Origin of the sequence: Streptomyces siamensis, from assembly GCF_039543605.1 — a bacterium.
GTDB classification, from domain to species: domain Bacteria; phylum Actinomycetota; class Actinomycetes; order Streptomycetales; family Streptomycetaceae; genus Streptomyces; species Streptomyces siamensis.
Genome location: NZ_BAABKB010000012.1, coordinates 1 through 24,039, shown reverse-complemented (window position 1 = coordinate 24,039; position 24,039 = coordinate 1). Strand labels below are relative to the sequence as shown.

Annotated in this window: 19 protein-coding genes and 1 pseudogene; 14 read left to right on the top strand and 6 right to left on the bottom strand. The window is 73.3% G+C overall.

The window, feature by feature from the left end:
* Nucleotides 1–8: 8 nt before the first annotated feature.
* Genes ABEB03_RS18410 through ABEB03_RS18400 form a run of 3 tightly spaced genes read right to left on the bottom strand, consistent with a single transcriptional unit; the run spans nt 9 to nt 4,091 of the window.
* Entirely contained in the window at nt 9–1,571 is a 1,563-nt protein-coding gene (locus ABEB03_RS18410; protein ID WP_345649833.1) for an FAD-dependent monooxygenase, read from the bottom strand.
* A complete protein-coding gene (locus ABEB03_RS18405; protein WP_345649830.1) occupies nt 1,568–3,130 on the bottom strand; it encodes a class I adenylate-forming enzyme family protein in 1,563 nt (520 codons plus the stop codon). Before ABEB03_RS18405 ends, ABEB03_RS18410 begins: the two co-directional genes overlap by 4 nt.
* 49 nt (nt 3,131–3,179) lie before the next feature.
* The gene (locus ABEB03_RS18400) at nt 3,180–4,091 is read right to left on the bottom strand and encodes an arylamine N-acetyltransferase family protein (protein WP_345649827.1); all 912 of its coding nucleotides are present in this window, start codon (nt 4,089–4,091) and stop codon (nt 3,180–3,182) included.
* Between the two features lie 286 nt (nt 4,092–4,377).
* Between ABEB03_RS18400 and ABEB03_RS18395 the strand changes: the two genes are divergently transcribed.
* The 3 genes from ABEB03_RS18395 to ABEB03_RS18385 all read left to right on the top strand — a co-directional run bounded on the left by ABEB03_RS18395 (nt 4,378) and on the right by ABEB03_RS18385 (nt 6,953).
* Nucleotides 4,378–5,049, top strand: a complete 672-nt coding sequence (locus ABEB03_RS18395) for a response regulator transcription factor (protein ID WP_345649824.1) — start codon at nt 4,378–4,380, stop codon at nt 5,047–5,049.
* A 160-nt stretch (nt 5,050–5,209) separates the two neighbouring features.
* On the top strand, nt 5,210–6,385 hold the full coding sequence (locus tag ABEB03_RS18390; RefSeq protein ID WP_345649822.1) for a cytochrome P450 family protein: 1,176 nt from the start codon (nt 5,210–5,212) through the stop codon (nt 6,383–6,385).
* Between the two features lie 64 nt (nt 6,386–6,449).
* Entirely contained in the window at nt 6,450–6,953 is a 504-nt protein-coding gene (locus ABEB03_RS18385) for a hypothetical protein (protein WP_345649819.1), read from the top strand.
* Between the two features lie 76 nt (nt 6,954–7,029).
* On the opposite strand, the gene ABEB03_RS18380 is transcribed toward ABEB03_RS18385, so the two are convergent.
* Entirely contained in the window at nt 7,030–8,043 is a 1,014-nt protein-coding gene (locus ABEB03_RS18380; protein ID WP_345649816.1) for a Gfo/Idh/MocA family protein, read from the bottom strand.
* A 116-nt stretch (nt 8,044–8,159) separates the two neighbouring features.
* On the opposite strand from ABEB03_RS18380, the gene ABEB03_RS18375 reads away from it, so the two are divergent.
* From ABEB03_RS18375 to ABEB03_RS18325, 11 genes are all read left to right on the top strand, one after another.
* Nucleotides 8,160–8,909, top strand: a complete 750-nt coding sequence (locus ABEB03_RS18375; RefSeq protein WP_345649997.1) for a GntR family transcriptional regulator — start codon at nt 8,160–8,162, stop codon at nt 8,907–8,909.
* Between the two features lie 395 nt (nt 8,910–9,304).
* Nucleotides 9,305–10,309, top strand: coding sequence for a sugar ABC transporter substrate-binding protein (locus tag ABEB03_RS18370; RefSeq protein ID WP_095937489.1), 1,005 nt, complete (start codon nt 9,305–9,307; stop codon nt 10,307–10,309).
* A complete protein-coding gene (locus tag ABEB03_RS18365; protein ID WP_345649810.1) occupies nt 10,306–11,367 on the top strand; it encodes an ABC transporter permease in 1,062 nt (353 codons plus the stop codon). The genes ABEB03_RS18370 and ABEB03_RS18365 overlap by 4 nt, the downstream gene beginning before the upstream one ends.
* Nucleotides 11,364–12,185, top strand: a complete 822-nt coding sequence (locus tag ABEB03_RS18360) for an ATP-binding cassette domain-containing protein (RefSeq protein WP_345649807.1) — start codon at nt 11,364–11,366, stop codon at nt 12,183–12,185. The genes ABEB03_RS18365 and ABEB03_RS18360 overlap by 4 nt, the downstream gene beginning before the upstream one ends.
* A gap of 120 nt (nt 12,186–12,305) precedes the next feature.
* Complete coding sequence (locus ABEB03_RS18355) at nt 12,306–13,451, top strand: ROK family glucokinase (protein WP_095937492.1); 1,146 nt, start codon at nt 12,306–12,308, stop codon at nt 13,449–13,451.
* Nucleotides 13,448–14,029, top strand: a complete 582-nt coding sequence (locus tag ABEB03_RS18350; RefSeq protein WP_345649804.1) for a sugar kinase — start codon at nt 13,448–13,450, stop codon at nt 14,027–14,029. The genes ABEB03_RS18355 and ABEB03_RS18350 overlap by 4 nt, the downstream gene beginning before the upstream one ends.
* 151 nt (nt 14,030–14,180) lie before the next feature.
* On the top strand, nt 14,181–17,024 hold the full coding sequence (locus ABEB03_RS18345; RefSeq protein ID WP_345649801.1) for a DEAD/DEAH box helicase: 2,844 nt from the start codon (nt 14,181–14,183) through the stop codon (nt 17,022–17,024).
* 1,472 nt (nt 17,025–18,496) lie between these two features.
* Nucleotides 18,497–20,236, top strand: a complete 1,740-nt coding sequence (locus ABEB03_RS18340; RefSeq protein WP_345649798.1) for an SWIM zinc finger family protein — start codon at nt 18,497–18,499, stop codon at nt 20,234–20,236.
* Nucleotides 20,237–20,481: 245 nt separating this feature from the next.
* Nucleotides 20,482–21,777, top strand: coding sequence for a bifunctional 3-oxoadipate enol-lactonase/4-carboxymuconolactone decarboxylase PcaDC (pcaDC, locus tag ABEB03_RS18335; RefSeq protein ID WP_345649795.1), 1,296 nt, complete (start codon nt 20,482–20,484; stop codon nt 21,775–21,777).
* A gap of 33 nt (nt 21,778–21,810) precedes the next feature.
* Complete coding sequence (locus ABEB03_RS18330; RefSeq protein ID WP_345649792.1) at nt 21,811–22,446, top strand: MBL fold metallo-hydrolase; 636 nt, start codon at nt 21,811–21,813, stop codon at nt 22,444–22,446.
* A gap of 129 nt (nt 22,447–22,575) precedes the next feature.
* The gene (locus ABEB03_RS18325; RefSeq protein WP_345649789.1) at nt 22,576–23,355 is read left to right on the top strand and encodes an exodeoxyribonuclease III; all 780 of its coding nucleotides are present in this window, start codon (nt 22,576–22,578) and stop codon (nt 23,353–23,355) included.
* 30 nt (nt 23,356–23,385) lie between these two features.
* Here the strand turns inward: ABEB03_RS18325 and fdxA are convergent, their stop codons facing one another.
* Together fdxA and ABEB03_RS18315 are read right to left on the bottom strand one after the other, a co-directional pair.
* On the bottom strand, nt 23,386–23,706 hold the full coding sequence (gene fdxA, locus ABEB03_RS18320) for a ferredoxin (protein ID WP_095937499.1): 321 nt from the start codon (nt 23,704–23,706) through the stop codon (nt 23,386–23,388).
* Nucleotides 23,675–24,039: pseudogene (locus ABEB03_RS18315) on the bottom strand (2-oxoacid:ferredoxin oxidoreductase subunit beta); the annotation flags it as partial. The pseudogene ABEB03_RS18315 and the gene fdxA, both read right to left, overlap by 32 nt.

Below are 24,039 nucleotides of genomic sequence, written 5' to 3'. Positions count from 1 at the left end.
AATCGAGGTCAGTCCGCGGCGACGGGGGTGAACGCGACGGCGAGTTCGGTACGCAGCCGGTCCAGGTCCGCTGCGTGCCCGTGCGCCGCGACGTGTCCGTCCGGTCGGATCAGGTGGTAGCCCGCCCGCCGGCAACCGGTGAGCGGTGCGGCCCGCTCCTTGCGCAGCCGCACCACCCTCAACCGCGGGAGCCCGTCCGCGAATTGCTCCGCCGCGGCGAGTACGTCAGGTCCGGTGACCGCCAGCGTCCAGGCGTTCGGGTCCGCGCCGGGGCCGGACATCCCGTGCTCCACGGCGAGCGGCCGCGGGAAGACGGAACCGGGCCTGAGAGCGCGCCGACCGCAGCCGCGCCTGCCCGACGGCACCTGGCTGTCCCGCTCGGGCCGGTAGGCCAGCCTGCGCCCCGCCATCACCGGCGCGTACAGCCGGGACACCAACCCGGTCCGGTCGAGCAGCCTGAACGCGGCGTCGCGGGCGACCACTTTCGGCCGGCTCCCCGCCATCCACGCCCGGGTCTGCAGATCCGTGTCCCGCACGATGCGACGGGTCGCCTCCGCGCGCTCCGGGCCGTAGCTCAGCAGGAGGCCGGCCGGGGAGGTGCCGTGCACGACCGCGGCCAGCTTCCAGGCGAGGTTGTGCGCGTCCTGGAGACCGTTGTTCATGCCCTGGCCGCCGGCCGGACTGTGCACGTGCGCCGCGTCGCCCATCAGGAAGACCCGCCCGCGCTGGAAGTCCGTGGCGTGCCGCGCGTGCACCCGGAACACGGTCTGCCACACGGGCTCCGTGATCCGCACCCCGCGCGGGCCCCGCTCGTCGAGGATCCGCTGCATCATCGGGACGGTGACCTCGCCGCCGCCCGCCGGCATCACCGACAGGAACCGGAAGACGCCGTCCGGCATCGGCACGATCACCAGCGTGCCCGACGGTGCCTGGTAGTACAGCACCCGGTCCGTCGGCAGCTCGCCCTCGATCCGCGTGTCGATCAGCGCGAACGCCATCTCGTACGTACTGCCCTGGAAGCCGATGCCGAGCTGGCCGCGGACCGAACTGCCCGCCCCGTCCGCACCGATCACCCACGGCACATGGGTGCGCTCCAGCGCGCCGTCCGGGTGCTCCAGCAGTGCGGTCACACCGTCGTTCGCGTCGATCCGCCCGGAGAAGTCCACACCCTCCAGACACAGCAGGCGTACCCCGCGCTCCACCTTGCCGCCCAGCTCGTGCAGCCGGGCGGTGAGCAGGCTCTCCGTCACAGGCTGCGGGAGGGTGCGCGAGGCCAGGTCCTCGGCGAAGCCGAAGGTGGCCAGCGGGCGGCCGTCGGAGAAGTAGGAGAAGGCGTCGATGCGGTTGGACGACCGCCTCAACTCCTCGCCCACACCCAGGTCCTCGAGGATGTCCATGGCACGCGGCCACAGCGACAGCGCCTTCGGCACGGTCATGGGCTCCTCGGCCCGGTCGACGATCCGCACCCGCACGCCCCGCCTGAGCAGTTCGCAGGCGGCCAGCAGGCCGGTGGGGCCGCCACCGACGACGAGGACGTCGACGTCGGCCCGCACCACGGACCGCGCGCTCACGTCTGCTCCTGGAGCCGGCGCGCGAGCTCGATCCGCTGCACCTTCATCGTGGCCGTGCGCGGCAGCTCGCTCAGCGGCAGCTGCACGGGGGCGGCGAGCTGCGGATAGTCCGCGGCGGCCGCGCGCCAGCGCTCCGGGTCCAGCGGCAGGTCCTTGCGGGTGCTGACCACCGGCACCGGCTCCTGGCGGGGGCCGGGTACCAGGACCAGCTCGGTCAGCTCGGGGAGCTTGGCGAGGACCGCGTCCTCCACCTCCAGGGTGCTGTGCACGCCCGGAATGTGGTCGACCTCGCGGTCCAGCAGGTGCAGACAGCCCCACCTGCTGCGGTAGCCGATGTCCATCCCGCGCCACCAGTCGCCGATCGCCTGCTTCTCGAAGCGCTCCTTCTCCCCGTAGTACGTCACCGCGCGGCCGGGGGTGTACACGTCGATGTAGCCGGGGTTGGCCTTCGAGGGACGCTTGCCCCCGCGGCCGGTCAGCCGGAACTTGGTGATGCCGGGCATGGCGTAGCCGAGGCAACGGCCGTTGGCCTTGTGGGCGTTCCTGCGTGTGTAGCCGCGGCCGACCAGCGGGCCGCACTCGCTCTGTCCGTAGATCTGGAAGAACAGGGGCGAGCGCCGCTCGGAGGCCTTGAGCAGCCGGTCCATCGTGCCCGGGTGGATCGCGTCGAACGTGCTGCTGAAGTACTTGACGTTCGCGAACGGCCGACGCGGGTCGTCGGCGATCTCCTCCCACTCCAGGAAGGAGTTGGGGTGGGTCTCCAGGAAGCCCGGCCTGGTCCGCGCGAACAGTTCGGCGGTGCGCTCCGGGTCCCCGTGCTCCATGAGCACGACGGGGAAGGCGCGCGGCAGCAGCACGGCCATCGCCAGGAACATCCGCGAGTGCACGAAGGAGACGTGCACGGCGACCGTCTCCCGCTTGCGGATCAGCCCGGCGAGGCGGTTCTGCGGACGGAACCGGCCACGCAGCGTGCGGGCCGAGTGCACGACGAGCTTCGGCAGCCCCGTGGTGCCGGAGGTGTGGGTCATCAGCGCGGGCCGGTCGGGGTCGTTGAACACCGGCTTCTGCCGGGGGGCACCCGCGAGGTCGGTCAGCGAGACCGTCCCCGCGCGGTGCCCCGCGGCCAGCACGATCCGTTCGGTGAGCCCGTCCAGCGGGACGTCAGCGAGCGAGCCGTCCAGCTTCGCCGTGTCCGTCACCAGATACGGCCGCTTCAGCCGCCCGAGCAGCGCGGCGACGCTCTCGCCGGGCAGCGCGGGGGACAGCATCACCGGTACGGCACCGATGCGGGACGCACCGCTGGCCAGGATGTAGATGTCGAAGTTGGACGTCTTGTGGAGGGCGACGTGGGCGCCGGGCCGGACACCGGCCGCCCACAGCCGGGCCGCCATGTCGTCCACGTGCTCGGCCAGGGCGGCCACCGTGAACTCCCGGCCCGTACCGGGCAGGACGTCCAGGTCGTGGTCGAGTGTCAGCGGTGTGCCGGCGTTCTTGGCCGCCGCATGCTCGGCGACCACGCCGAGATACAGCCCACTGCGCCGTACAGGGATCCGGGGCATTGCGTGTCTCTCCTCGATTGCCTCGATTGCCGGTCGGGACTGCCCGCGACTACTGGGCGGACTTCTGGGCGGACGCGGCCTGCTGGGCGGCCGGAGCGGACGCGAAGCGCTCCCGCAGGAACTGCGCGTCCTCGGGCTGGATGGTCAGCTTGAACGCGTCCCGCAGGGTCTCGACGACCTCGTCCGCGGTCAGCTCCGCGTGCTCGAGACGGCCGTCGGGGTACTGCGTGGTCAGGACCTGGTTCCTCAGCACGAGCCGGGTCTTTTCGTCGCCGCGCTGCGCGATCAGGTGGCTGAGCCCGCCCGGCGGCATGAACACCGACCGCGGGTCCGCGTACGAGAAGTGGTTGACCATGTCGAAGTCGAGGAAGTAGTGCGGCTCCAGCTGCCAGGCGTACACGTCGAACCAGCCGTCGGCGTGCAGGCTCTGCAGCACCCAGTCGTCACCGTCGCGCTGCAGACGCCAGGTCCAGTCGCCGACGGTCACGGTGCCGTCCTGCGTGAACGGCAGCGGCTCCAGCGGGCTCTCGTCGCCGAAGCCGGGGTCGGCGAACCAGAGTTGGCCCTCGACCTCCACCAGCAGGACGGCGTGGGAGCGGGTACGGACGGTACGGGTGCCGCGGCGCACCCGGGCGAGGTGGCGCACCAGCGGGAAGCCCAGCCGGTCGAGGGCCGCCGCGAACAGCAGGTTGCTCTCCAGGCAGCAGCCACCCTGGCCGCGGCCCACGATCTTCTCCTGCACGCTCTCGATGTCGAGCGCGATGCGCCGGCCCACGGCCGAGTCCACGATCTCCCAGCTGATGGCGTCGGCGTGCGCGCGGTGCAGCCGGCGCAGGGTCTCCAGGGTGGGGGTGCGCGGCCCGTCGTATCCGATACGGGCCAAGTAGGCGTCGAGATCGAGCAGTTCCGTCTGCCACTCCGGGTCGGAACCGGGCGGCGTGGGAAGGACGCTGCTAGCCATCGGGCAAACCTCTCTTCGAAACACGGGAAGGCATCTGTGAGCTCCGCCGGGGAGCCCTGGACGCGTTGTCGGCCGACGACGCACTGGCGAGTCTGTGCGGGCCCGGCGACGGGCGGGAGGACGGCCGGCGCAGTCCGTCAGGTGCCCGGGAAGTCAGTCAGGTCGCCCTCGCGCGGGGGCGGTTGCGACCCGGTGGGGGAGGACGGCAGCCCGGTGGGGAGGACGGCAGCCCGGTGGGGAGGACGGCGGCCCGGCCGGAGGCGCCCGACCTGGTTAGGTGGACGCCATGACTGCGATCCGACTGCTGCTCGTGGACGACGACCCTCTGGTGAGAGCCGGCCTTTCCCTGATGCTGGGCGGTGCCGACGACATCGAGATCGTCGGTGAGGCGGCCGATGGCGGCGAGGTGGAGGCCCTCGTCGACCGCACCCGGCCCGACGTCGTCCTGATGGACATCCGGATGCCGACGGTCGACGGACTCACCGCCACGGAGAGGCTCCGTGGCCGCGAGGAAGCGCCCCAGGTGATCGTGCTGACCACCTTCCACGCCGACGACCAGGTGCTGCGGGCGCTGGGTGCGGGGGCGGCCGGATTCGTCCTCAAGGACACCCCGCCCGCCGAGATCCTTCAGGCGGTGCGGCGCGTGGCGGCCGGCGACCCGGTACTGTCCCCCACGGTGACCCGCCAGTTGATCGAGCACGCGGCGGGCTCGACCCTCGACGCCCGCCGGTCCGCGGCCCGTACCCGGATCGCGGTCCTGAACGACCGCGAGCGCGAGGTGGCCGTCGCCGTGGGACAGGGCGGCTCCAACGCGGAGATCGCCGGGTCCCTGTTCATGAGCGTCGCCACGGTCAAGACCCACGTCTCCCGCATCCTCGCCAAGCTCGGCCTCAACAACCGTGTGCAGATCGCCCTGCTGACGTACGACGCCGGGCTGCTCGAGGACGACGGGAAGTGACGGCTTCGCGGCCCGGCGGCCCGACGGCATGACGGCCCGCGGCCCCCGGCCTCCGGTCGGCGGCACGACGCGGCACCGGCCCGGGCCTCGCACCGGGCGGGCACCGATCGGCGGCCGCTGTCGTTGAGCAGAGGGACGGGGGGCGGGGGAAGGAGCGGAGATGATCGATCTCGGGGAGTTCGGGAAGCGGTTCACCGAGGACCCGCATCCCGTGTACGCCGAGCTGCGCGAGCGCGGACCGGTGCACCAGGTACGGCTGCCGGGCGCCGACGCGCATCACGAGACCTGGCTCGTCGTCGGTTACGAGGAGGCACGCGCGGCACTCGCCGACCCGCGACTGGCCAAGGACGGGCAGAAGATCGGGCTCACGTTCCTCGACGAGGAGCTGATCGGCAAGTACCTGCTCGTCGCGGACCCGCCGCAGCACACACGGCTGCGCGCCCTCGTCGCACGCGAGTTCACGACGCGCCGGGTGGAGACGCTCCGGCCGCGCGTGAAGGAGATCACCGACGAGCTGCTCGACGCGATGCTGTCGCGCGGGCGGGCCGACCTCGTGACGTCGTTCGCCCACCCGCTGCCGCTGACCGTGATCTGCGAACTGCTCGGGGTGCCGGAGATGGACCGGGCCGCCTTCCGCGAGATGTCCACCGAGGCGGTCGCGCCCACCAGCGCGGAGAGCGAGTACGACGCGTTCGTCCGCCTCGCCGACTACCTCACCGGGCTGATCGAGGACAAGCGGTGCGCGGCGCCGGGCGACGACCTGCTCAGCGGCCTGATCCGCACCACCGCGGAGGACGGCGACCGGCTGTCCCCGGAGGAACTGCGCGGCATGGCCTTCGTCCTGCTCATCGCCGGTCACGAGACGACGGTCAACCTCCTGTCGAGCGGGGTGCGCGCACTGCTCACCCACCCCGGCGAACTCGCCGCGCTGCGTGCCGACATGACACTCCTCGACGGTGCCGTGGAGGAGATGCTGCGCTACGAGGGACCGGTGGAGAACGCGACGTTCCGGTACGCCGTCGAGCCGCTCGACATCGGTGGCACACCGATCGGGGCCGGTGACCCGGTGATGATCGGCCTCACCGCGGCCGACCGCGACGGCACGCGCTTCCCGGCGCCCGACCGCTTCGACATCCGGCGCGACGCCCGCGGCCATGTCGCCTTCGGACACGGCATCCACTACTGTCTGGGCGCGCCGCTGGCCCGGCTGGAGGCGCGTGTGGCGCTGCGCTCGCTCCTGGAGCGCTGCCCGGACCTGGCGCTCGACGGACCGCCCGGCGGCTGGCTGCCCGGCATGCTGATGCGGGGCGTGCGCAGCCTGCCGGTGCGCTGGTGAGCGGCCCGGTGCCGTCCGACGTGGGGTGCGCGAGCGGACCCCGGCCGCGAGAGGAGCGTCGCCCGTGCTGCGTACGGCCGAGATCACCGCGGAGCTGAGCCGCGAGGAGCAACGCGGTGAGGACTCCCATCAGCTGTACTGGCGCGGCACGCTGGAGTGTTCGCTGGACTGCTTCGTCTGCGAGCGGGTCGGCCGTACGACCGTCTTCGAGCGCGGCACCGAGCGGGCGTTGTGCTCGGGCAGCCGCAGCGGCTTCGCGCGCCACTACACGGCCGCGCGGCTCGCCGCCTTCGACACCACGAGCGGCCGGGACCGCATGGGGGTGCGGGCCGTGGTCGACTTCTGGTGGGCGCCCTTCACGGACACCCGCGACGGCCACAGGTCCGCCGCGCCCACCAGTCATCCCTGGGTCCGGCTGCATCTCGGTTACCACTGCCCGCGTGCCAAGGAGTCGGGCACCGCGAGCGTCCAGACCAACCTGGTGCGGCCGCACCGACTGACGTGCAAGCACTGCGACCGCGAACTCGCGGCCGACACGCGGAGCCCGTCGGTGCGCCTGCTGGTGTGAGACACCACCGCGCCGGGCGCCGCGTCCGTCGCGGCGCCGGCCCGCCGACGTGAGGGAGTGCCGACGGGCGCCGCGGTCAGGTGCGCCCGTCCGGGATCTCCGCGAGGCGCACCGGGCGGCGCTCGTGCCGGGACAGTTCGCAGGCCTCGGCGATGCGCAGCGCCTCCAGGGCCTCACGTCCGTCGCAGGGGTTGGCGCGTTCGCCGCGGACGACCTCGACGAAGGCGACGAGTTCGGCCTCGTAGGCGGGGCCGAAGCGCTCCAGGAAGCCCGTCCACGGCTTGTCGGCCGGCGGCGGTCCGGCCGGTTCCGTGGAGGCGATCGGCGTGCGGTCGTCGAGCCCGACGGCGATCTGGTCGAGCTCGCCGGCGAGTTCCATGCGGACGTCGTAGCCCGCGCCGTTGATCCGGGCGGCCGTCGCGCTGGCGAGCGTGCCGTCGTCGAAGGTGAGCACGGCCGCGGCGGTGTCGACGTCGCCCGCCGCACGGAACATCGAGGGTCCGGCGTCGGACCCGGTCGCGTAGACCTCGACGACCTCGTGGCCGGTGACCCAGCGGAGCGCGTCGAAGTCGTGGATCAGGCAGTCGCGGTAGATCCCGCCGGAGTGCGGCAGGTAGTCGGCCGGGGGCGGTGCCTGGTCGGACGTCATCGCACGGACGGTGTGCAACCGGCCCAGCCGTCCCGACCGGACGGCTTCCCGGGCCGTCGTGTAGCCCACGTCGAAGCGGCGCTGGAAGCCCAGCTGCAGAACCGTTCCGGCGGCGTCGACCTCGGCCAGCGCGTCCAGCGTGCCCGCCAGATCGAGGGCGATGGGCTTCTCGCAGAAGACGGGGAGCCCGGAGCGCGCTGCCCGACCGATCAGTTCGGAGTGGGCCGACGTCGCCGCCGTGACGACCACCGCGTCCACGCCCCAGGTGAAGATCTCGTCCACGCTGGGCGCCGCCGTCGCCCCCAGCCGGTCCGCCAGCCGGCGGGCCCGCGCGGTGTCCGCGTCGGTGATGATCAGCGAGCCGCCGACCTCGCGATGACGACTGAGGGTGGCCGCGTGAAATGTGCCGATACGACCCGCTCCGATGAGTCCGATGCGCATGGGAACAAACTGAGGGCGTACCCGGCACCCTGTCAATGCTTTGTCCGGACAATCGAACTTCACAACTTCCCGTCAACATCTCCCGGAGCTACGCTCGGGCCGTGCCGAAACCAGATGTGGATCCGACCGTCTCGCTCCAGCTCAGCGTCGACCGCAGCAGCCCGGTCCCGCTCTACTTCCAGCTCTCCCAGCAGCTGGAGGCCGCCATCGAGCACGGAGCGCTGACCCCGGGCAGCCTGCTGGGCAACGAGATCGAGCTCGCCGGACGGCTCGGCCTGTCCCGGCCCACGGTCCGCCAGGCCATCCAGTCCCTCGTCGACAAGGGCCTGCTCGTTCGCCGCCGCGGCGTCGGCACCCAGGTCGTGCACAGCCAGGTGAAGCGCCCCCTGGAGCTGAGCAGTCTCTACGACGACCTGGAGTCGGCCGGGCAGCGTCCCGCCACCCGGGTGCTCGTCAACACCGTCGAGGAGGCCTCGACCGAGGTCGCCGCCGCGCTCGGCGTCACCGAGGGCAGCGAGGTGCACCGGGTCGAGCGGCTGCGGCTCGCCCACGGCGAGCCGATGGCGTACCTCTGCAACTTCCTGCCCCCCGACCTCCTGGAGCTGGACAGCGACCGCATGGAGGCCACGGGGCTGTACCGGCTGATGCGCACGGCCGGCATCACGCTGCACAGCGCCCGCCAGTCCGTCGGCGCCCGCGCGGCCACCGCCGAGGAAGGCGAGCGGCTCGGCGAGCCGGCCGGGGCACCCCTGCTCACCATGCAGCGGACGACGTTCGACGACACCGGCCGCGCCGTCGAGTTCGGCACCCACATCTACCGCGCCTCGCGCTACTCCTTCGAGTTCCAGCTCCTCGTACGTCCCTGAGACCCGGCGTCGGCCCGCAGCCGCTTCCGGCTCCGCGTACCGCCGCGCCCGTCGCTCGTGCCCCCTCGCCCGCGCCCCCGTCGCGCCCGGCACCACGGCACCGCACCCCGGCCCTCGCCGCCCGCTGCTCGCCCGCTCCCGAAGCCGTCCACGGCGCCCCGGACCCGCCACGCGAGGAGGGCTCCCGCCGCCCGGCCGACCGCGCCGGAAAGGCCCTACGGCCACCCGCCGGGCCCACCACGCGCGGGACCCGCTGGTGGGGTGGATGATCCCCGTGATTGATACTTGGGCTTTTGGGCCGGTGCGACGCCGGCTCGCGAGGGCCTGACGGACGGCCCCCGGCCCGGTCCGCAAGGCCCGGCGCACAAGGAGCACAGCAAGAAGGGCACGGCCTCGTGGCACGGACTCGGACCTGGGTAAGCATCGCGCTCGCAGGGGCGCTGGGGGTGTCCCTCGCGGGATGCAGCAGCACCGGCGGGAAGCGGGCCGAGGACGCCCGCAAGGCGGCGGCGGCCCAGGGCAGGGCCGCGGTGAACACGCCCAAGTGGACGTTCGCGATGATCACCCACTCGGGTGATGGCGACACCTTCTGGGACATCGTCCAGAACGGCGCCAAGCAGGCCGCCGTCAAGGACAACATCAACTTCCTGTACTCGCACAACGCCGAGGCGCAGCAGCAGGCGCAGCTCGTGGACGCCGCCGTCGACAAGAAGGTCGACGGCATCATCGTCACGCTCGCGAAGCCCGACGCCATGAAGGCGGCCGTCGCGCGCGCCGAGAAGGCCGGCATCCCCGTGATCACGGTGAACTCCGGCTCCGAGGAGTCGAAGGCGTTCGGCGCGCTCACGCACATCGGCCAGGACGAGACCATCGCCGGCGAGGCGGTCGGCGAGGAGCTGAACAAGCGGGGCCGCAAGAAGGCCCTGTGCGTGCTGCACGAGCAGGGCAACGTCGGCCACGAGCAGCGCTGCGCCGGCATCAGGAAGACCTTCGACGGCGACGTGCAGAACCTGTACGTCCAGGGCACGAGCATGCCCGACGTCCAGGCCTCCATCGGCGCCAAGCTCCAGGCCGACAAGTCCATCGACTCGGTCGTCACCCTGGGCGCGCCCTTCGCCGACACCGCGGTCAAGGCGAAGGACGACGCGGGCAGCAAGGCCGAGATCGACACCTTCGACCTGAACGAGAAGGTGGCCGCCGAGCTGAAGAACGGCACACTCGGCTTCGCCGTCGACCAGCAGCCCTACCTCCAGGGGTACGAGGCCGTCGACCTGCTCTGGCTGTACAAGTACAACGCCGACGTGCTCGGCGGCGGCAAGCCGGTCCTCACCGGCCCGCAGATCATCACCAAGGACCAGGCCGCCGAGCTGGAGGACTATGCGAAGCGGGGCACCCGATGAGCACGACGGCACCGGCCCCCACGCCGTCGCCCGGCGGGAGGACCGATGAGCGCCTCCTGAAGACCTCGACCCTGCGCAGGCTGCTGAACCGGCCCGAGCTCGGGTCCGTGGTCGGCGCGATCGCGGTCTTCGTCTTCTTCGCCGTCTTCGCCGACAGCTTCGTCCGGGCGTCGAGCCTCAGCACCGTCCTCTACGCCGCCTCGACCATCGGCATCATGGCCGTCCCGGTCGCGCTGCTGATGATCGGCGGCGAGTTCGACCTGTCCGCGGGCGTCATGGTGACCAGCTCCGCGCTGGTCTCCTCGATGTTCAGCTACCAGATGACCGCGAACGTCTGGGTCGGCGTCCTCGTCTCGCTGATCGTGACCCTGGCGATCGGCGTCTTCAACGGCGTCATGCTGACCCGTACCGACCCGCCGAGCTTCATCATCACGCTCGGCACGTTCCTGATGCTCACCGGCATGAACCTCGGCTTCACCAAGCTGATCAGCGGCACGGTCTCCACGAAGTCGATCTCCGACATGGAGGGCTTCTCCTCCGCCAAGGACGTCTTCGCCTCCACGATCACCATCGGCGGGGTCGGCTTCAAGATCACCATTCTGTGGTGGCTGGCCCTCGTCGCCGTCGCCACCTGGATCCTGCTGCGCACCCGCGTCGGCAACTGGATCTACGCCGTCGGCGGCGGCGAGGAGGCCGCCCGCGCGGTCGGCGTCCCGGTCGACAAGACCAAGATCGGCCTCTACATGGGTGTCGCCTTCGGCGCCTGGATCTCCGGCCAGCACCTGCTGTTCTCGTTCGACGTCGTGCAGTCCGGTGAAGGCGTCGGCAACGAGCTGATCTACATCATCGCGGCCGTCATCGGCGGCTGTCTGATCACCGGCGGCTACGGCTCCGCCGTCGGCGCGGCGGTCGGCGCGCTGATCTTCGGCATGGTCAGCAAGGGCATCGTCTTCGCCGAGTGGAACCCGGACTGGTTCAAGTTCTTCCTCGGGGTGATGCTGCTCCTGGCCACCCTGCTCAACCACTGGGTCCGCAAGCGGGCGGAGGCGACGAAGTGACGACCGACGCGAACACGACGGCCGGTCCGGCCGCCCCGGAACGTACGGCACTCGTCGAGCTCGACGACGTCAGCAAGTACTACGGGAACATCCGCGCCCTCGAAGGGGTCTCGCTGGAGGTCCACGCCGGTGAGATCACCTGCGTCCTCGGCGACAACGGCGCGGGCAAGTCCACCCTCATCAAGATCATCGCGGGCCGGCACCAGCACGACGCGGGCACCCTCCGCATCGAGGGCGAGGAGACCCGGCTCGCCTCCCCGCGCGAGGCGCTGGACCGCGGGATCGCCACGGTCTACCAGGACCTGGCCGTCGTCCCGCTGATGCCGGTGTGGCGGAACTTCTTCCTCGGCTCCGAGCCGCGCAAGGGCGTCGCCCCCTTCCGCCGCCTGGACGTCGAGCACATGCGCAGGACCACCCACGCGGAGCTGCTGCGCATGGGCATCGACCTGCGCGACGTCGACCAGCCCATCGGCACCCTCTCCGGCGGCGAACGCCAGTGCGTGGCGATCGCCCGCGCCGTGCACTTCGGCGCCAAGGTCCTCGTCCTGGACGAACCCACCGCCGCACTCGGCGTCAAGCAGTCCGGTGTGGTCCTCAAATATGTGGCCGCCGCCCGGGACGCGGGACTGGGTGTTGTGTTGATCACCCACAATCCGCATCACGCGTACCTGGTGGGTGATCGTTTCGTCCTGCTGAAGCGCGGGACGATGTCCGGCAGCCACACCCGTGACGGGATCACCCTCGACGAGCTCACCCGCCAGATGGCCGGGGGCAGCGAGCTGGACGATCTCCGTCACGAGCTGGAACGCGGCGCCTAGGAAGCACCCCCTTCCCGGGTACGCGGCACGGTGCGACCGGCCGCACACGGGCCCCGGCGCACCGGCCGCCCCGCGCTCCCGCGGTGCAGCCCCGCCGGGGCTTAGGGCAGAATCGGCGCGATGAGCACCTACCGCGACCTCGCACACCGCGGCTCCGCGCGGGCCACCGTCCTGCGGACCGTGGGGACGCGTGAGCGCCGATCGCACCTGACGGCGCCCCGCGTCCCCACCGTCGGCATCGACATCGGCGGCACCAAGGTGATGGCGGGCGTCGTGGACGCCGACGGCAACATCCTGGAGAAGGTCCGCGCCGAGACGCCGGACAAGTCCAAGAGCCCCAAGGTCGTCGAGGACACCATCGTCGAACTGGTCCTGGACCTCTCCGACCGGCACGACGTGCACGCCGTCGGCATCGGCGCCGCGGGCTGGGTCGACGCGGAACGCAACCGCGTCCTGTTCGCCCCCCACCTGTCGTGGCGCAACGAACCGCTGCGCGACCGGCTCTCCGGCCGGCTCTCCGTCCCGGTGCTCGTCGACAACGACGCCAACACCGCCGCCTGGGCCGAGTGGCGCTTCGGCGCCGGCCGTGGCGAGGACCACCTGGTGATGATCACGCTCGGTACCGGCATCGGCGGCGCGATCCTGGAGGACGGCCAGGTCAAGCGCGGCAAGTTCGGCGTCGCGGGCGAGTTCGGGCACATGCAGGTCGTGCCCGGCGGCCACCGCTGCCCGTGCGGCAACCGCGGCTGCTGGGAGCAGTACAGCTCGGGCAACGCCCTGGTCCGCGAGGCCCGCGAACTCGCCGCCGCCGACTCCCCGGTGGCGTACGGCATCATCGAGCACGTCAAGGGCAGCGTCGGCGACATCACCGGCCCGATGATCACCGAGCTGGCCCGCGAGGGCGACGCCATGTGCATCGAGCTGCTCCAGGACATCGGGCAGTGGCTCGGCGTGGGCATCGCCAACCTGGCCGCCGCCCTGGACCCCTCCTGCTTCGTCATCGGCGGCGGCGTCAGCGCGGCCGACGACCTGCTCATCGGCCCCGCGCGGGACGCCTTCCGCCGGCACCTCACAGGCCGCGGCTACCGCCCCGAGGCCCGTATCGCCCGCGCCCAGCTCGGCCCCGAGGCCGGCATGGTCGGCGCTGCCGACCTCGCCCGCCTCGTCGCGCGCCGCTTCCGCCGCGCCAAGCGCCGCCGCGTGGAGCGGTACGAGCGGTACGAGCGCTACGCCGAGTCCCGCCGCACCACCCAGGGGTCCCTGTGACGGCCTCGCTGCCGCGCCAGGCGTCCCCGCCGGACGAGCCGCGGCGGCCTCCCGAGGACCCGCGCCACAAGTTCCGCCGCCGTGCCCTGACGCTGCTCATCATCGTGCTGCTCATCGGCGTGCCCGCCGGCTACCTGGTGATCTCCGCCAACCAGAGCCGCAACAGCGGCAAGGACAAGGAGGCGAAGTACTCGGCGACCGGCCTCACCGCCGGCTGGCCGTCGCGCGTCCAGCGCCGCCTCTACCAGGTGCCGATCCCGACGAACTCCACCGACGTGGCCTACTACGAGACGAACAACTGGAAGACCAGCCGTCTCTACGTGCAGTTCGGGACCACCCCGACGGGTTTGGACACCTTCCTCAAGGACGTCGGCACCAGCCGTGACGCCCTGAAGGAGGACGACATCACGATCAGCACCCGCAACCAGCAGGTCGTCGGCTGGGAGTTCACCGGCCCCGGCCCCTGGGCCGGATCGGTCCACAAGCAGAAGGACCCCGCACCCACCCAGGACATCGTCGTGAACTGGAGCACGCCCGAGCACCCCATGGTGTACGTGGTCTCGCGCACCATTCCGTGACCTTGACCGACCTTGACCGTGACCCCGACCGCGACCGCGATCGAGCCCCGGCCCCGTCCGGCGCGACGCGGCCGGCGAGGCCGATTGTCAGAGCCCGCCCGTAGAGTCGAAGACAACTGATTCGACCGATGGGCGGGAGGTGGCAGGACGTATGGGGGACGGGGTGGTCACGGCGACCGGGCAGGTGCCGTCCGTGCGGCTCGCGGCCGTCTTCCTCCCCGCGCCGCTGCCGCGCGAGGGGCGGTTCGCCTTCTGGGATCCGGACGGCACACCGGCCCCCGGCACCGTGCCCGCCGACGGCACGCCCCCGGACCACCGGACCGGCCTCACGGTCGTACGGCCGCACGGCACCGGTGTCCGCAGAGGCACCGTCCCCGCGGTGACCTTGTCGGTCGCCGAGGCCCTGCCCCTGCTGGCCGGGGCGCGCCGCGACCCCGCCGCCCATCCCGCCACCGCCTGCTGGGGCGCTGCGGCGCTGCACGCGCTGCGGCTCGTCGCACGCGGCCGGCTGCTGCCGGGTCTGACCCCCGACGGGTCCGACGCCTGGCGGGCCGGCCCCCTGGACCAGGACGACATCGCCCACCTGCGGGCCGTGGCCGCCGCACTGCCGTACGAGGGGCACGCCGTCCCCCTCCCGGGCAAGGGCCCGCTGCGTCTGCCGGAACCGGAAGCCCTGGTGCGGGCCTTCCTGGACGCGGTCGCCGACACTCTGCCCCGCACCCCGGCGGCCCCCCACACCTCGGGCAGGCCCTTCGCCGCCCGGGAGCCCCAGCGGCTGCCCGGCGCCCACGACTGGGCCGCCGAGGTCGCCGCGGGCATGGACGCCGGCGTGCGCATCTCGCTCCGCCTCGACCTGTCCGCGTACCAGCTCTTCGACGACGACGAGGGCGCCCGCCGGGCCGGCGCGGCCGTCGTCCAGGTGCACAGCCTCGCCGACCCCACGCTCGTCGTGGACGCCACGGCCCTGTGGGCGGGAGACGCCGACACGACGTTCGGGCCCCGCGCGCGCGTCGACGCGGCCCTGGCCGTGCGCCGCGCCGCCCGCGTCTGGCCGCCCTTGGACCGGCTCTGCGAACAGGACGTGCCCGACGTGCTCGCCCTCTCCGAGGAGGAGCTGTCCGATCTGCTCGGCATCGCAGCGACCCGGCTCGGCGCCGCCGGGGTCGCCGTGCACTGGCCCCGCGACCTCGCCCAGGACCTCAGCGCCGCCGCCGTGGTGCGCCCGGCGCCCGGGTCGGCGACGGACGGCACGGGATTCTTCGAGAGCGAGGACCTCCTCCAGTTCCGCTGGCAGCTGGCGCTCGGCGGAGATCCGCTCACCGAGGCCGAGATGGACACCCTCGCCGAGGCCCACCGCCCCGTCGTACGGCTGCGTGACCAGTGGGTGCTCGTCGACCCGGCCCTCGTCCGCAAGGCACGCAAGCGCGAACTGGGCCTCCTCGACCCGGTCGACGCGCTGTCCGTCGCCCTCACCGGCAGTGCCGAGGTCGACGGCGAGACCGTCGACGCGGTGCCGGTCGGCGCGCTGGCCGCGCTGCGCGACCGCCTGACCGCGGGCGTGGGACCGGTCGAGCCGCCAGCCGGCCTCCGGGCCCGCCTGCGGGACTACCAACTGCGTGGCCTCGCCTGGCTCGACCTCATGACCTCCCTGGGGCTCGGCGGCTGCCTCGCCGACGACATGGGGCTCGGCAAGACGGTCACCGTCATCGCGCTGCACCTGCGGCGCGCCCGCAGTGAGCCCACTCTGGTCGTCTGCCCCGCGTCGCTGCTGGGCAACTGGCAGCGGGAGATCACCCGTTTCGCGCCCGGAGTCCCCGTGCACCGCTTCCACGGCCCCGACCGCACCCTGGACGGCCTCGAAGGCGGCTTCGTCCTGACGACGTACGGGACCATGCGGTCCACCGCGCCCCTGCTCGCCCAGCAGAAGTGGGGCATGGTCGTCGCGGACGAGGCACAGCACGTCAAGAACCCGTACTCGGCGACGGCGAAGGCCCTGCGCACCGTCCCGGCCCCCGCGCGCGTGGCGCTCACCGGCACCCCCGTGGAGAACAACCTCTCCGAACTGTGGGCCCTGCTCGACTGGACGACCCCCGGCCTGCTCGGCCCCCTCAAGTCCTTCCGTGCCCGGCACGCCCGCGCGGTGGAGAACGGCGAGGACGAGCAGGCGGTGGCCCGTCTGGCCCGGCTGATCCGCCCCTTCCTGCTCCGCCGCAAGAAGTCGGACCCCGGCATCGTCCCCGAGCTCCCGCCGAAGACGGAGACGGACCACCCCGTACCGCTGACCCGCGAACAGGCGTCCCTCTACGAAGCGGTGGTCCGGGAATCGATGCTGGCGATCGAGACGTCCGAGGGCATGGCCCGCCGGGGCCTCGTCCTGAAACTGCTCACCTCGCTCAAGCAGATCTGCAACCATCCGGCGCTGTACCTCAAGGAGGAGGCACGCTCCGCCGCCCACGGCCCCTCCGCCCGCTCCGGCAAGCTGGCCCTGCTCGACGAGCTGCTGGACACGCTGCTCGCCGAGGACGGTTCGGCCCTGGTCTTCACGCAGTACGTCGGCATGGCCCGGCTGATCACGGCGCATCTCGCGGCTCGCGCCGTCCCGGTGGAGCTGCTGCACGGCGGCACCCCGGTCGCCGACCGCGAGCGCATGGTGGACCGCTTCCAGAGCGGGGCGACGCCGGTCCTGGTGCTCTCCCTCAAGGCCGCGGGCACCGGCCTGAACCTCACCCGGGCCGGCCACGTGGTGCACTTCGACCGCTGGTGGAACCCGGCCGTCGAGGAACAGGCCACCGACCGCGCCTACCGCATCGGCCAGACCCAGCCCGTGCAGGTCCACCGCCTCATCACCGAGGGCACGGTGGAGGACCGCATCGCCGAGATGCTCGAAGCGAAGCGGGCGCTGGCCGACGCGATCCTCGGCTCCGGCGAGGCGTCCCTGACCGAGCTGACCGACCGTGAGCTGTCGGACCTGGTGTCGCTGCGGAGGTCCGCATGACCGGTGACGCAGCCGAGGAGCGGCCGACGACCGACGCGGCGCGGGACCCCCGCCCGGTGACCGGCGCGCGCCCCGCCGACGAGGCCCGCCGTGCCCTGCGGGCCGCGCGGGAGCGGGGGGCGCGGGGGACCGGGGAGAAGCCCCGTGCGCCCGCACCGTCCGCGATGTCCGGCACCGACGGGGACGAGCTGTCCTCGGGCGCTGACACCGGCCGGGACGAGCTGCCCTCGGCGTCGAGGACCGGCCGGAGCGAGCCGTCCTCCGGGCCGGGCGCCGCCTCCCCGCCGGGGGACGCCTCCGGGGCCCATGGTGGAGGGGGGCCTGCCTCGGCTCCGACGCCGGGCGACGGAGCGACACCGGCTCCCGTTGCCACGCCGGCCCCTGCTTCCGCTCCCGTGCCGGGTCTCGCGTCGGCGGGGGGTTCCGCCTCCGGGGTGGGGCCCGTCTCCGGGGTGGGGCCCGCCTCCGGGTTCGGTCCGGCGTCCGCGTCGGGTCCCGGTTCCGGTGTGGGTCCCGTGTCTGCGTGGGGGCCCGCCTCCGGGCTCGGTCGGGCGTCTGCCTCGGGTCCCGGTTCCGGACCGGGTCGCGTGTCTGCGTCGGGCAGCGGGTCCGCGTCGGATCATGAGTCCGCGCCGGGTCCCGTGTCTGCGCGAGGGCTCGCTCCCGCGCCGCGTCCCGCGTCCACGCCGGGCCTTGCTTCCGTACCGGACTCCGATTCCGTACCGGATTCTCGTTCCGCAAGGGACTTGGGTTCCGGGCCGGGGCCCGCGGCTGCGTCGGGTGCCGCGTCCGGGCGGGGCGGCGCTCCCTCGCGCGGCCACGCGTCCACGTCGGACTCCGCGTCCGAGCCGGCCCCTGCTTCCGAGCCGCGTCCTGCGTCCGGGCCGGCCCAGGCCGCCCGCGAAGCCCTCCGGCGTGCGACGGCCGAGAGTCGCGCGCGGGCTGCGGGCGCGCATGTCGAGAACCCCTCAGGCGCCGAGAACCCCTCAGGCCCTGAGAACCCCTCGGCTGCCGAGAGCTCCTCGGACGCCGCGGCTTCGCCGGGCTCCGAGACCTCCTCGGGTTCCCAGACCCCCTCGCACACCCCGCCCTCCCCGGGCGGCGCGCCACTCTCCGAGCCGGGCGGGGCCGACGGACCGGGTTCGGTGCGTGCGGCGGGCGGGCACGGACTTCGTCCGGCGGACAGCCCCGCCTCGGGCGCCGCTGGCCGCGGCGCGCGCCCCGGCGACGTGGCGCGTGAAGCGCTGCGTGCGGCGCGGGACGAGGCGCGACGAGCCCGCGCGGATGCCGCGGCAGATGAGGCAGGACCCGAGAGACAAAGGCCGATCACCCCTGTTTCCAAGGGGGTTGAGGGCGGGAGCCGGTCCGCCGAATCGAGGACCGGTCGCCGGGCGGCCCCGCCTGGGCGGCGCCGCCGGGACCCGGAGCCGCGGGCCCGCGAACTGCGGGAGCTGCTCGCCGGGGCGTTCCGGATGCCCACCGACGACGCCGACGGCACCGAGGACACGTACGCGCCCTCCGAGCCGCCGCACGCACGGCCCCGGGCCGCGGGCCGAGAGCCCGCGGCCGGGCACCCCGCGCGCCACTCGGACCTGCCGCCGACGGCCCCGGACGCCCTCCCCGGAGAAGCGGGTGACGTGGACGGCAGAGGTCGCCGTGGCGGCTCCGCGCTGCCCGGGGGGCCGCTCCCGGCGGCCCCGACCCCCACGCCCGGGCGGCCGGGCGGCGACGACGAGCCGCCGCGAGCCGCGGACGCGACCGGAAGCGGCGCTCGGTACCGGGCGGCCGCGGACCCCCCGTCCGGAGAACCGGGCGAGCGGGGCGGGCCGTCGCGCGGCGGCCGTACCGCGCGTCCCGGCTCCGGGCACGGCGGACCGGCCGACGTACGCGAGGCGCGCCCTGCAACCGCGGACAGGACCGCGCTCACGGGCGACCGGCTGCCCCGTTCCATGGCGTCCCCGGGGCGCGACGGCGAGCTGCGCCGTACGTTTGCGGCCTTCCCGGCGCGGGAGCCGGAGACCGACGCCTTCGCCGAGACCTGGTGGGGGAACGCGTGGGTCAGCGCCCTGGAGGAAGGGGCACTGGACGCGGCACGGCTGGCACGCGGACGGACGTACGCGGGACACGGACACGTGGACGCCATCACCGTCACCCCGGGCCTGGTGCTCGCGTACGTGCACGGCACGCGCCCGCGGCCGTATCGCGTGCAGGTCAGGGTCCGGACGCTGTCGGACGAGGACTGGGACCGGTTCCTGGACGCCGCGGCCGAGCGGCCCGGACACATCGCCGCGCTTCTCGACAAGCAGATGCCCAGGTCGCTCGCGGAGTGCGGGGTCGCGCTGCTCCCCGGCCCCGGCGAGCTGGAACCGCGGTGCAGCTGCCCCGACTCCGGCCATCCCTGCAAGCACGCCGCCGCCCTCTGCTACCAGGCGGCACGTCTGCTGGACGAGGACCCGTTCGTCCTGCTCCTGCTGCGCGGTCGTGGCGAGCGCGAGCTGCTCGACGCGCTGTCCCGGCGCAGCGCGGCCCGCGCGGCCCGCGCCGCCCAGGAACAGGAACCGGCACCCGTCCCCGGCGTGCGCGCTCGCGACATGCTCGCGACGCGCGCCCTGCCGCCGCTCCCCGCACCGCTGCCGCCGCCCGCGCACCCCGAGCAGCCGCCGACCTACCCGGGCGTGCCCGGAGGCCCGGACACGTTCGCGCTCGACCAGTTGGCGACCGACGCCGCCGCCCGCGCGCACACGCTGCTCACCACCGGCCGTGACCCCGTCGCCGAGCTGACGCTGTGGCAGGACGCGGTCCGTATCGCCGCGGCCCGGCCCGGTTCCGGACTCACGGCCGCGACCCGCTCCCTGTACGCGTCTCTGGCTTCCGCGTCCGGGCGCACCGCGACCGACCTGGCGCGGGCCGTCGCCGCGTGGCGCCAGGGCGGATTCGAGGCGCTCAAGGTGCTCGAAGAGCCCTGGGACCCTCCGGCGGGCCGCTTCGACCGGGCCCGGCCGCTCCTGCTCGCCGCCGACCTGCCGGCCTTCCGTCCCTGGCGCAACCACCTCACCCACCCGCGGGGCCACGCCCAGCTGCGCCTGGGCCAGAACGGCCTCTGGTACGCCTACGAGTCGGAACCGGGCCACGACGACTGGTGGCCCCGAGGCACCCCCGACCTCGATCCGGTGGGCGCCCTGACCGGCCTCGGGGCACCCGGCGAGCTGTGACCGCCGCGGTGTCCCACGACCCACGACCGGCGCAGTCGGCCCGCCCGCGCGCCCCCCACCGTCCGGCCCGCGCCCCATTCGCCGCCCCGGCCGCACGGCCTCCGTCGTGCAGCCCGCGCCACCCCCCACGACGTGCGGCGACGACCCCCGGCCATGTCACGCGCACATGTGACGGACCCGTGTGGGCGGCGTGCACAAGCGGGGGCCATGTCCGTGACGACTGGCGCGGAAGTTAGCGTGGAGCGGTGAGTGAGACGAAGACCCCTGCCCTGCAATACCGCTTCGACGGCCCGGAAGACGCCCCCGTCCTCATCCTCGGCCCCTCGCTCGGCACCACCTGGCACATGTGGGACCGGCAGGTCCCCGAGCTCGCGAAGCACTGGAGGATCTTCCGGTTCGATCTGCCCGGGCACGGCGGGGCGCCCGCCCACCCGGCGGGTTCGGTCGGTGAACTCGCCTGGCGGCTGCTCGCCACGCTCGACGGGCTCGGCGTGCAGCGCTTCGGGTACGCGGGCTGCGCGCTCGGGGGCGCGATCGGGACCGAGCTCGCGCTGCGTCACCCGGAGCGCCTCGCCTCGCTGGCGCTGATCGCGTCCTCGCCGCGGTTCGGCACGGCGGACGAGTTCCGGCAGCGCGGCGTGATAGTCCGCACGAACGGCCTCGACCCGATGGCGCGGACCTCGCCCGAGCGCTGGTTCACCGGCGGCTTCGCCGCGGCCCAGCCCGCGATCACGGAGTGGGCCGTGCAGATGGTGCGCACCACGGACCCCGGCTGCTACATCTCGTCCTGCGAGGCGCTCGCCGCGTTCGACGTGCGCCCCGAGCTGGGCCGGATCGGTGTGCCGACCCTCGTGCTCGTCGGCTCCGACGACCAGGTCACCGGGCCCGCGGAGGCGCGCACGCTGGTCGCCGGGATCCCCGACGCCCGGCTCGCGGTCGTGCCCGGTGCCTCCCACCTCGTGCCGGTGGAGCAGCCCGCCGCGGTCACCGACCTGCTCGTTCGGCACTTCTCCACCGCCTGGCAGCCCGCCTTCGACTCGACCACCGGGCAGATGGCGATCCCGGCCGCGCCGGTCAAGCCCGTCCTGGCCGCGCCGCAGCCCGTCGCACCCGTCGCCGAGATCGCCCCGGCCGTCGTGCAGCCCCCGGCGCTGGGCCGCCCCGACCCGTACGACGCCGGGATCAAGGTCCGCCGCGAGGTGCTCGGGGACGCCCACGTCGATCGTGCCCTGGCCACGGCCGACGAGTTCTCCGGCGACTTCCAGGACTTCGTGACGCGCTACGCGTGGGGCGAGATCTGGGACCGGCCCGGCCTGGACCGGCGCTCACGCAGCTGCGTCACGCTCACCGCGCTGGTCGCGGGCGGCCACCTCGACGAGCTCGCCTTCCACACCCGCGCCGCCCTGCGCAACGGACTCACCCCGGCGGAGATCAAGGAGGTGCTGCTCCAGGCCGCCGTCTACTGCGGTGTGCCGGCCGCCAACAGCGCCTTCAAGGTGGCGCAGCAGGTCATCCAGGAGGAGACCACGCCCCAGGAGTGAGCTCCCGGGCCGGGGCAGGGGCAGGATGGACGCATGAAGCTCACGAAGAAGTCGCACGCGTGCGTCCGTCTGGAGAAGGACGGCCGCACGCTCGTCATCGATCCCGGCGGTTTCAGCGAGGAGGACGCCGCCGTGGGCGCGGACGTCGTCCTCGTCACGCATGAGCACGCCGACCACTTCGACGAGGGCCGGCTGCGGGCGGGGCTGGAATCCAACCCGGCGGCCGAGATCTGGACCCTGAAGTCGGTCGCCGAGAAGATCTCCGCCGCCTTCCCGGGCCGCGTGCACACCGTGGGGCACGGCGACACGTTCAGCGCGGCCGGCTTCGACGTCCAGGTGCACGGGGAGCTGCACGCCGTCATCCATCCGGACATCCCGCGCATCACCAATGTCGGCTACCTCGTCGACGGCGGCCGGGTGTTCCACCCGGGAGACGCGCTCACCGTGCCCGACCAGCCGGTCGAGACGCTGATGCTCCCGGTGATGGCCCCGTGGAACAAGATCTCCGAGGTCATCGAGTACGTCCGCGAGGTCAAACCGCAGCGCGCGTACGACGTCCACGACGCCCTGCTCACGGACCTCGCCCGGCCGATCTACGACCGGCAGATCGGCGCCCTGGGCGGCTCCGAGCACCTGCGGCTCGCACCGGGCGGCTCGGCCGAGGTGTGAGCCTCGCCCGCCACCGCCACCGCCACCGCCACCGCCATCGCGCACTTCGCCGCCCCGCACGGGCCGACGGCCGGCTGCTCCCGCACGGCCGTCGGCCCGTTGTCGTACCCGCCGGGTAGGTTGTCAGGCATGCGCATCGCCACCTGGAACGTGAACTCGATCACCGCCCGCCTCCCGAGGCTGCTGGCCTGGCTGGAGAGCACCGGCACGGACGTGCTGTGCCTCCAGGAGGCCAAGGTCGCCGCCGAGCAGTTCCCCGTGGACCAGCTGCGGGAGCTGGGGTACGAGACGGCCGTGCACGCCACGGGCCGGTGGAACGGCGTGGCGGTGCTCTCCCGGGTCGGCCTGGAGGACGTGGTCAAGGGCCTGCCCGGCGACCCCGGGTACGAGGGCGTCGAGGAGCCCCGTGCCGTCTCCGCGACCTGCGGACCGGTCCGCGTCTGGTCGGTCTACGTGCCGAACGGCCGTGAGGTGGGCCACCCCCACTACGCGTACAAGCTCCAGTGGTTCGAGGCCCTGAAGGCCGCGGTCGCGGGCGACGCGGCGGGCAGCCGCCCGTTCGCGGTGCTGGGCGACTACAACGTGGCGCCGACGGACGACGACGTCTTCGACGTGGCCGCCTTCGAGGGCCTCACCCATGTCACCCCGGCCGAGCGGGCCGCGCTGGCCTCCCTGCGCGAGACGGGCCTGTCGGACGTCGTCCCGCGCCCCCTCAAGTACGCGCACCCCTTCACGTACTGGGACTACCGTCAGCTCGGCTTCCCGAAGAACCGCGGTATGCGCATCGACCTCGTCTATGGGAACGAGCCGTTCGCGAAGGCCGTCACCGACTCCTACGTGGACCGCGAGGAGCGCAAGGGCAAGGGCGCGTCGGACCACGCCCCGGTCGTGGTCGACCTGGAGGTGTAGCCCGCGCGGCGGGCGCGCGGGGCAGGCGCGTCACGCCGTCGGCAGCGGCGCACCGGCGACCACGGGATGGTCGTGCTCGACCGGGCCGAGCGCCGAGGCGCCGCCCGGCGAGCCGAGTTCGGCGAAGAACTCGGTGTCGGCCCTGCGGAAGTCCGCCCACTCCTGAGGGGTGTCGTCCTCGAAGAAGATGGCCTCGACGGGACACACGGGCTCGCACGCACCGCAGTCCACGCATTCGTCCGGGTTGATGTACATCTTGCGAGGGCCCTCGTAGATGCAGTCGACGGGGCACTCGTCGACGCAGGCCTTGTCCTTCAGATCAACGCAGGGCTGTGCGATGACGTACGTCATGAGTGCTCTCCACGGTCCAGGTGTCGTTGCCGNCCATCTGGGTGTCGTAGACGGGGCGGTCGACGGCGCGCAGGACGCCGATGGGGGTGTGGTGCAGGGTGTGCGGGTCGGCGAGGCGGGAGAGGGCGAAGGCGGTGGTGGGGGAGGGGGAGTGGGCGTCGTGGACGAGGATGTCCGCTTCGTTGTCGGGGGTGACGGTGACGATGTTCAGGTCGCCGGTGTGGGGGTCGCGGGTGACGCCGCGGGTGTGGTCGGTGCCGAAGCGGATGGGCCGGCCGTGTTCGAGGCGGATGACGGCTTCCTGGGCCTGTTGCTGGTCCTTGAGGGCGTCGA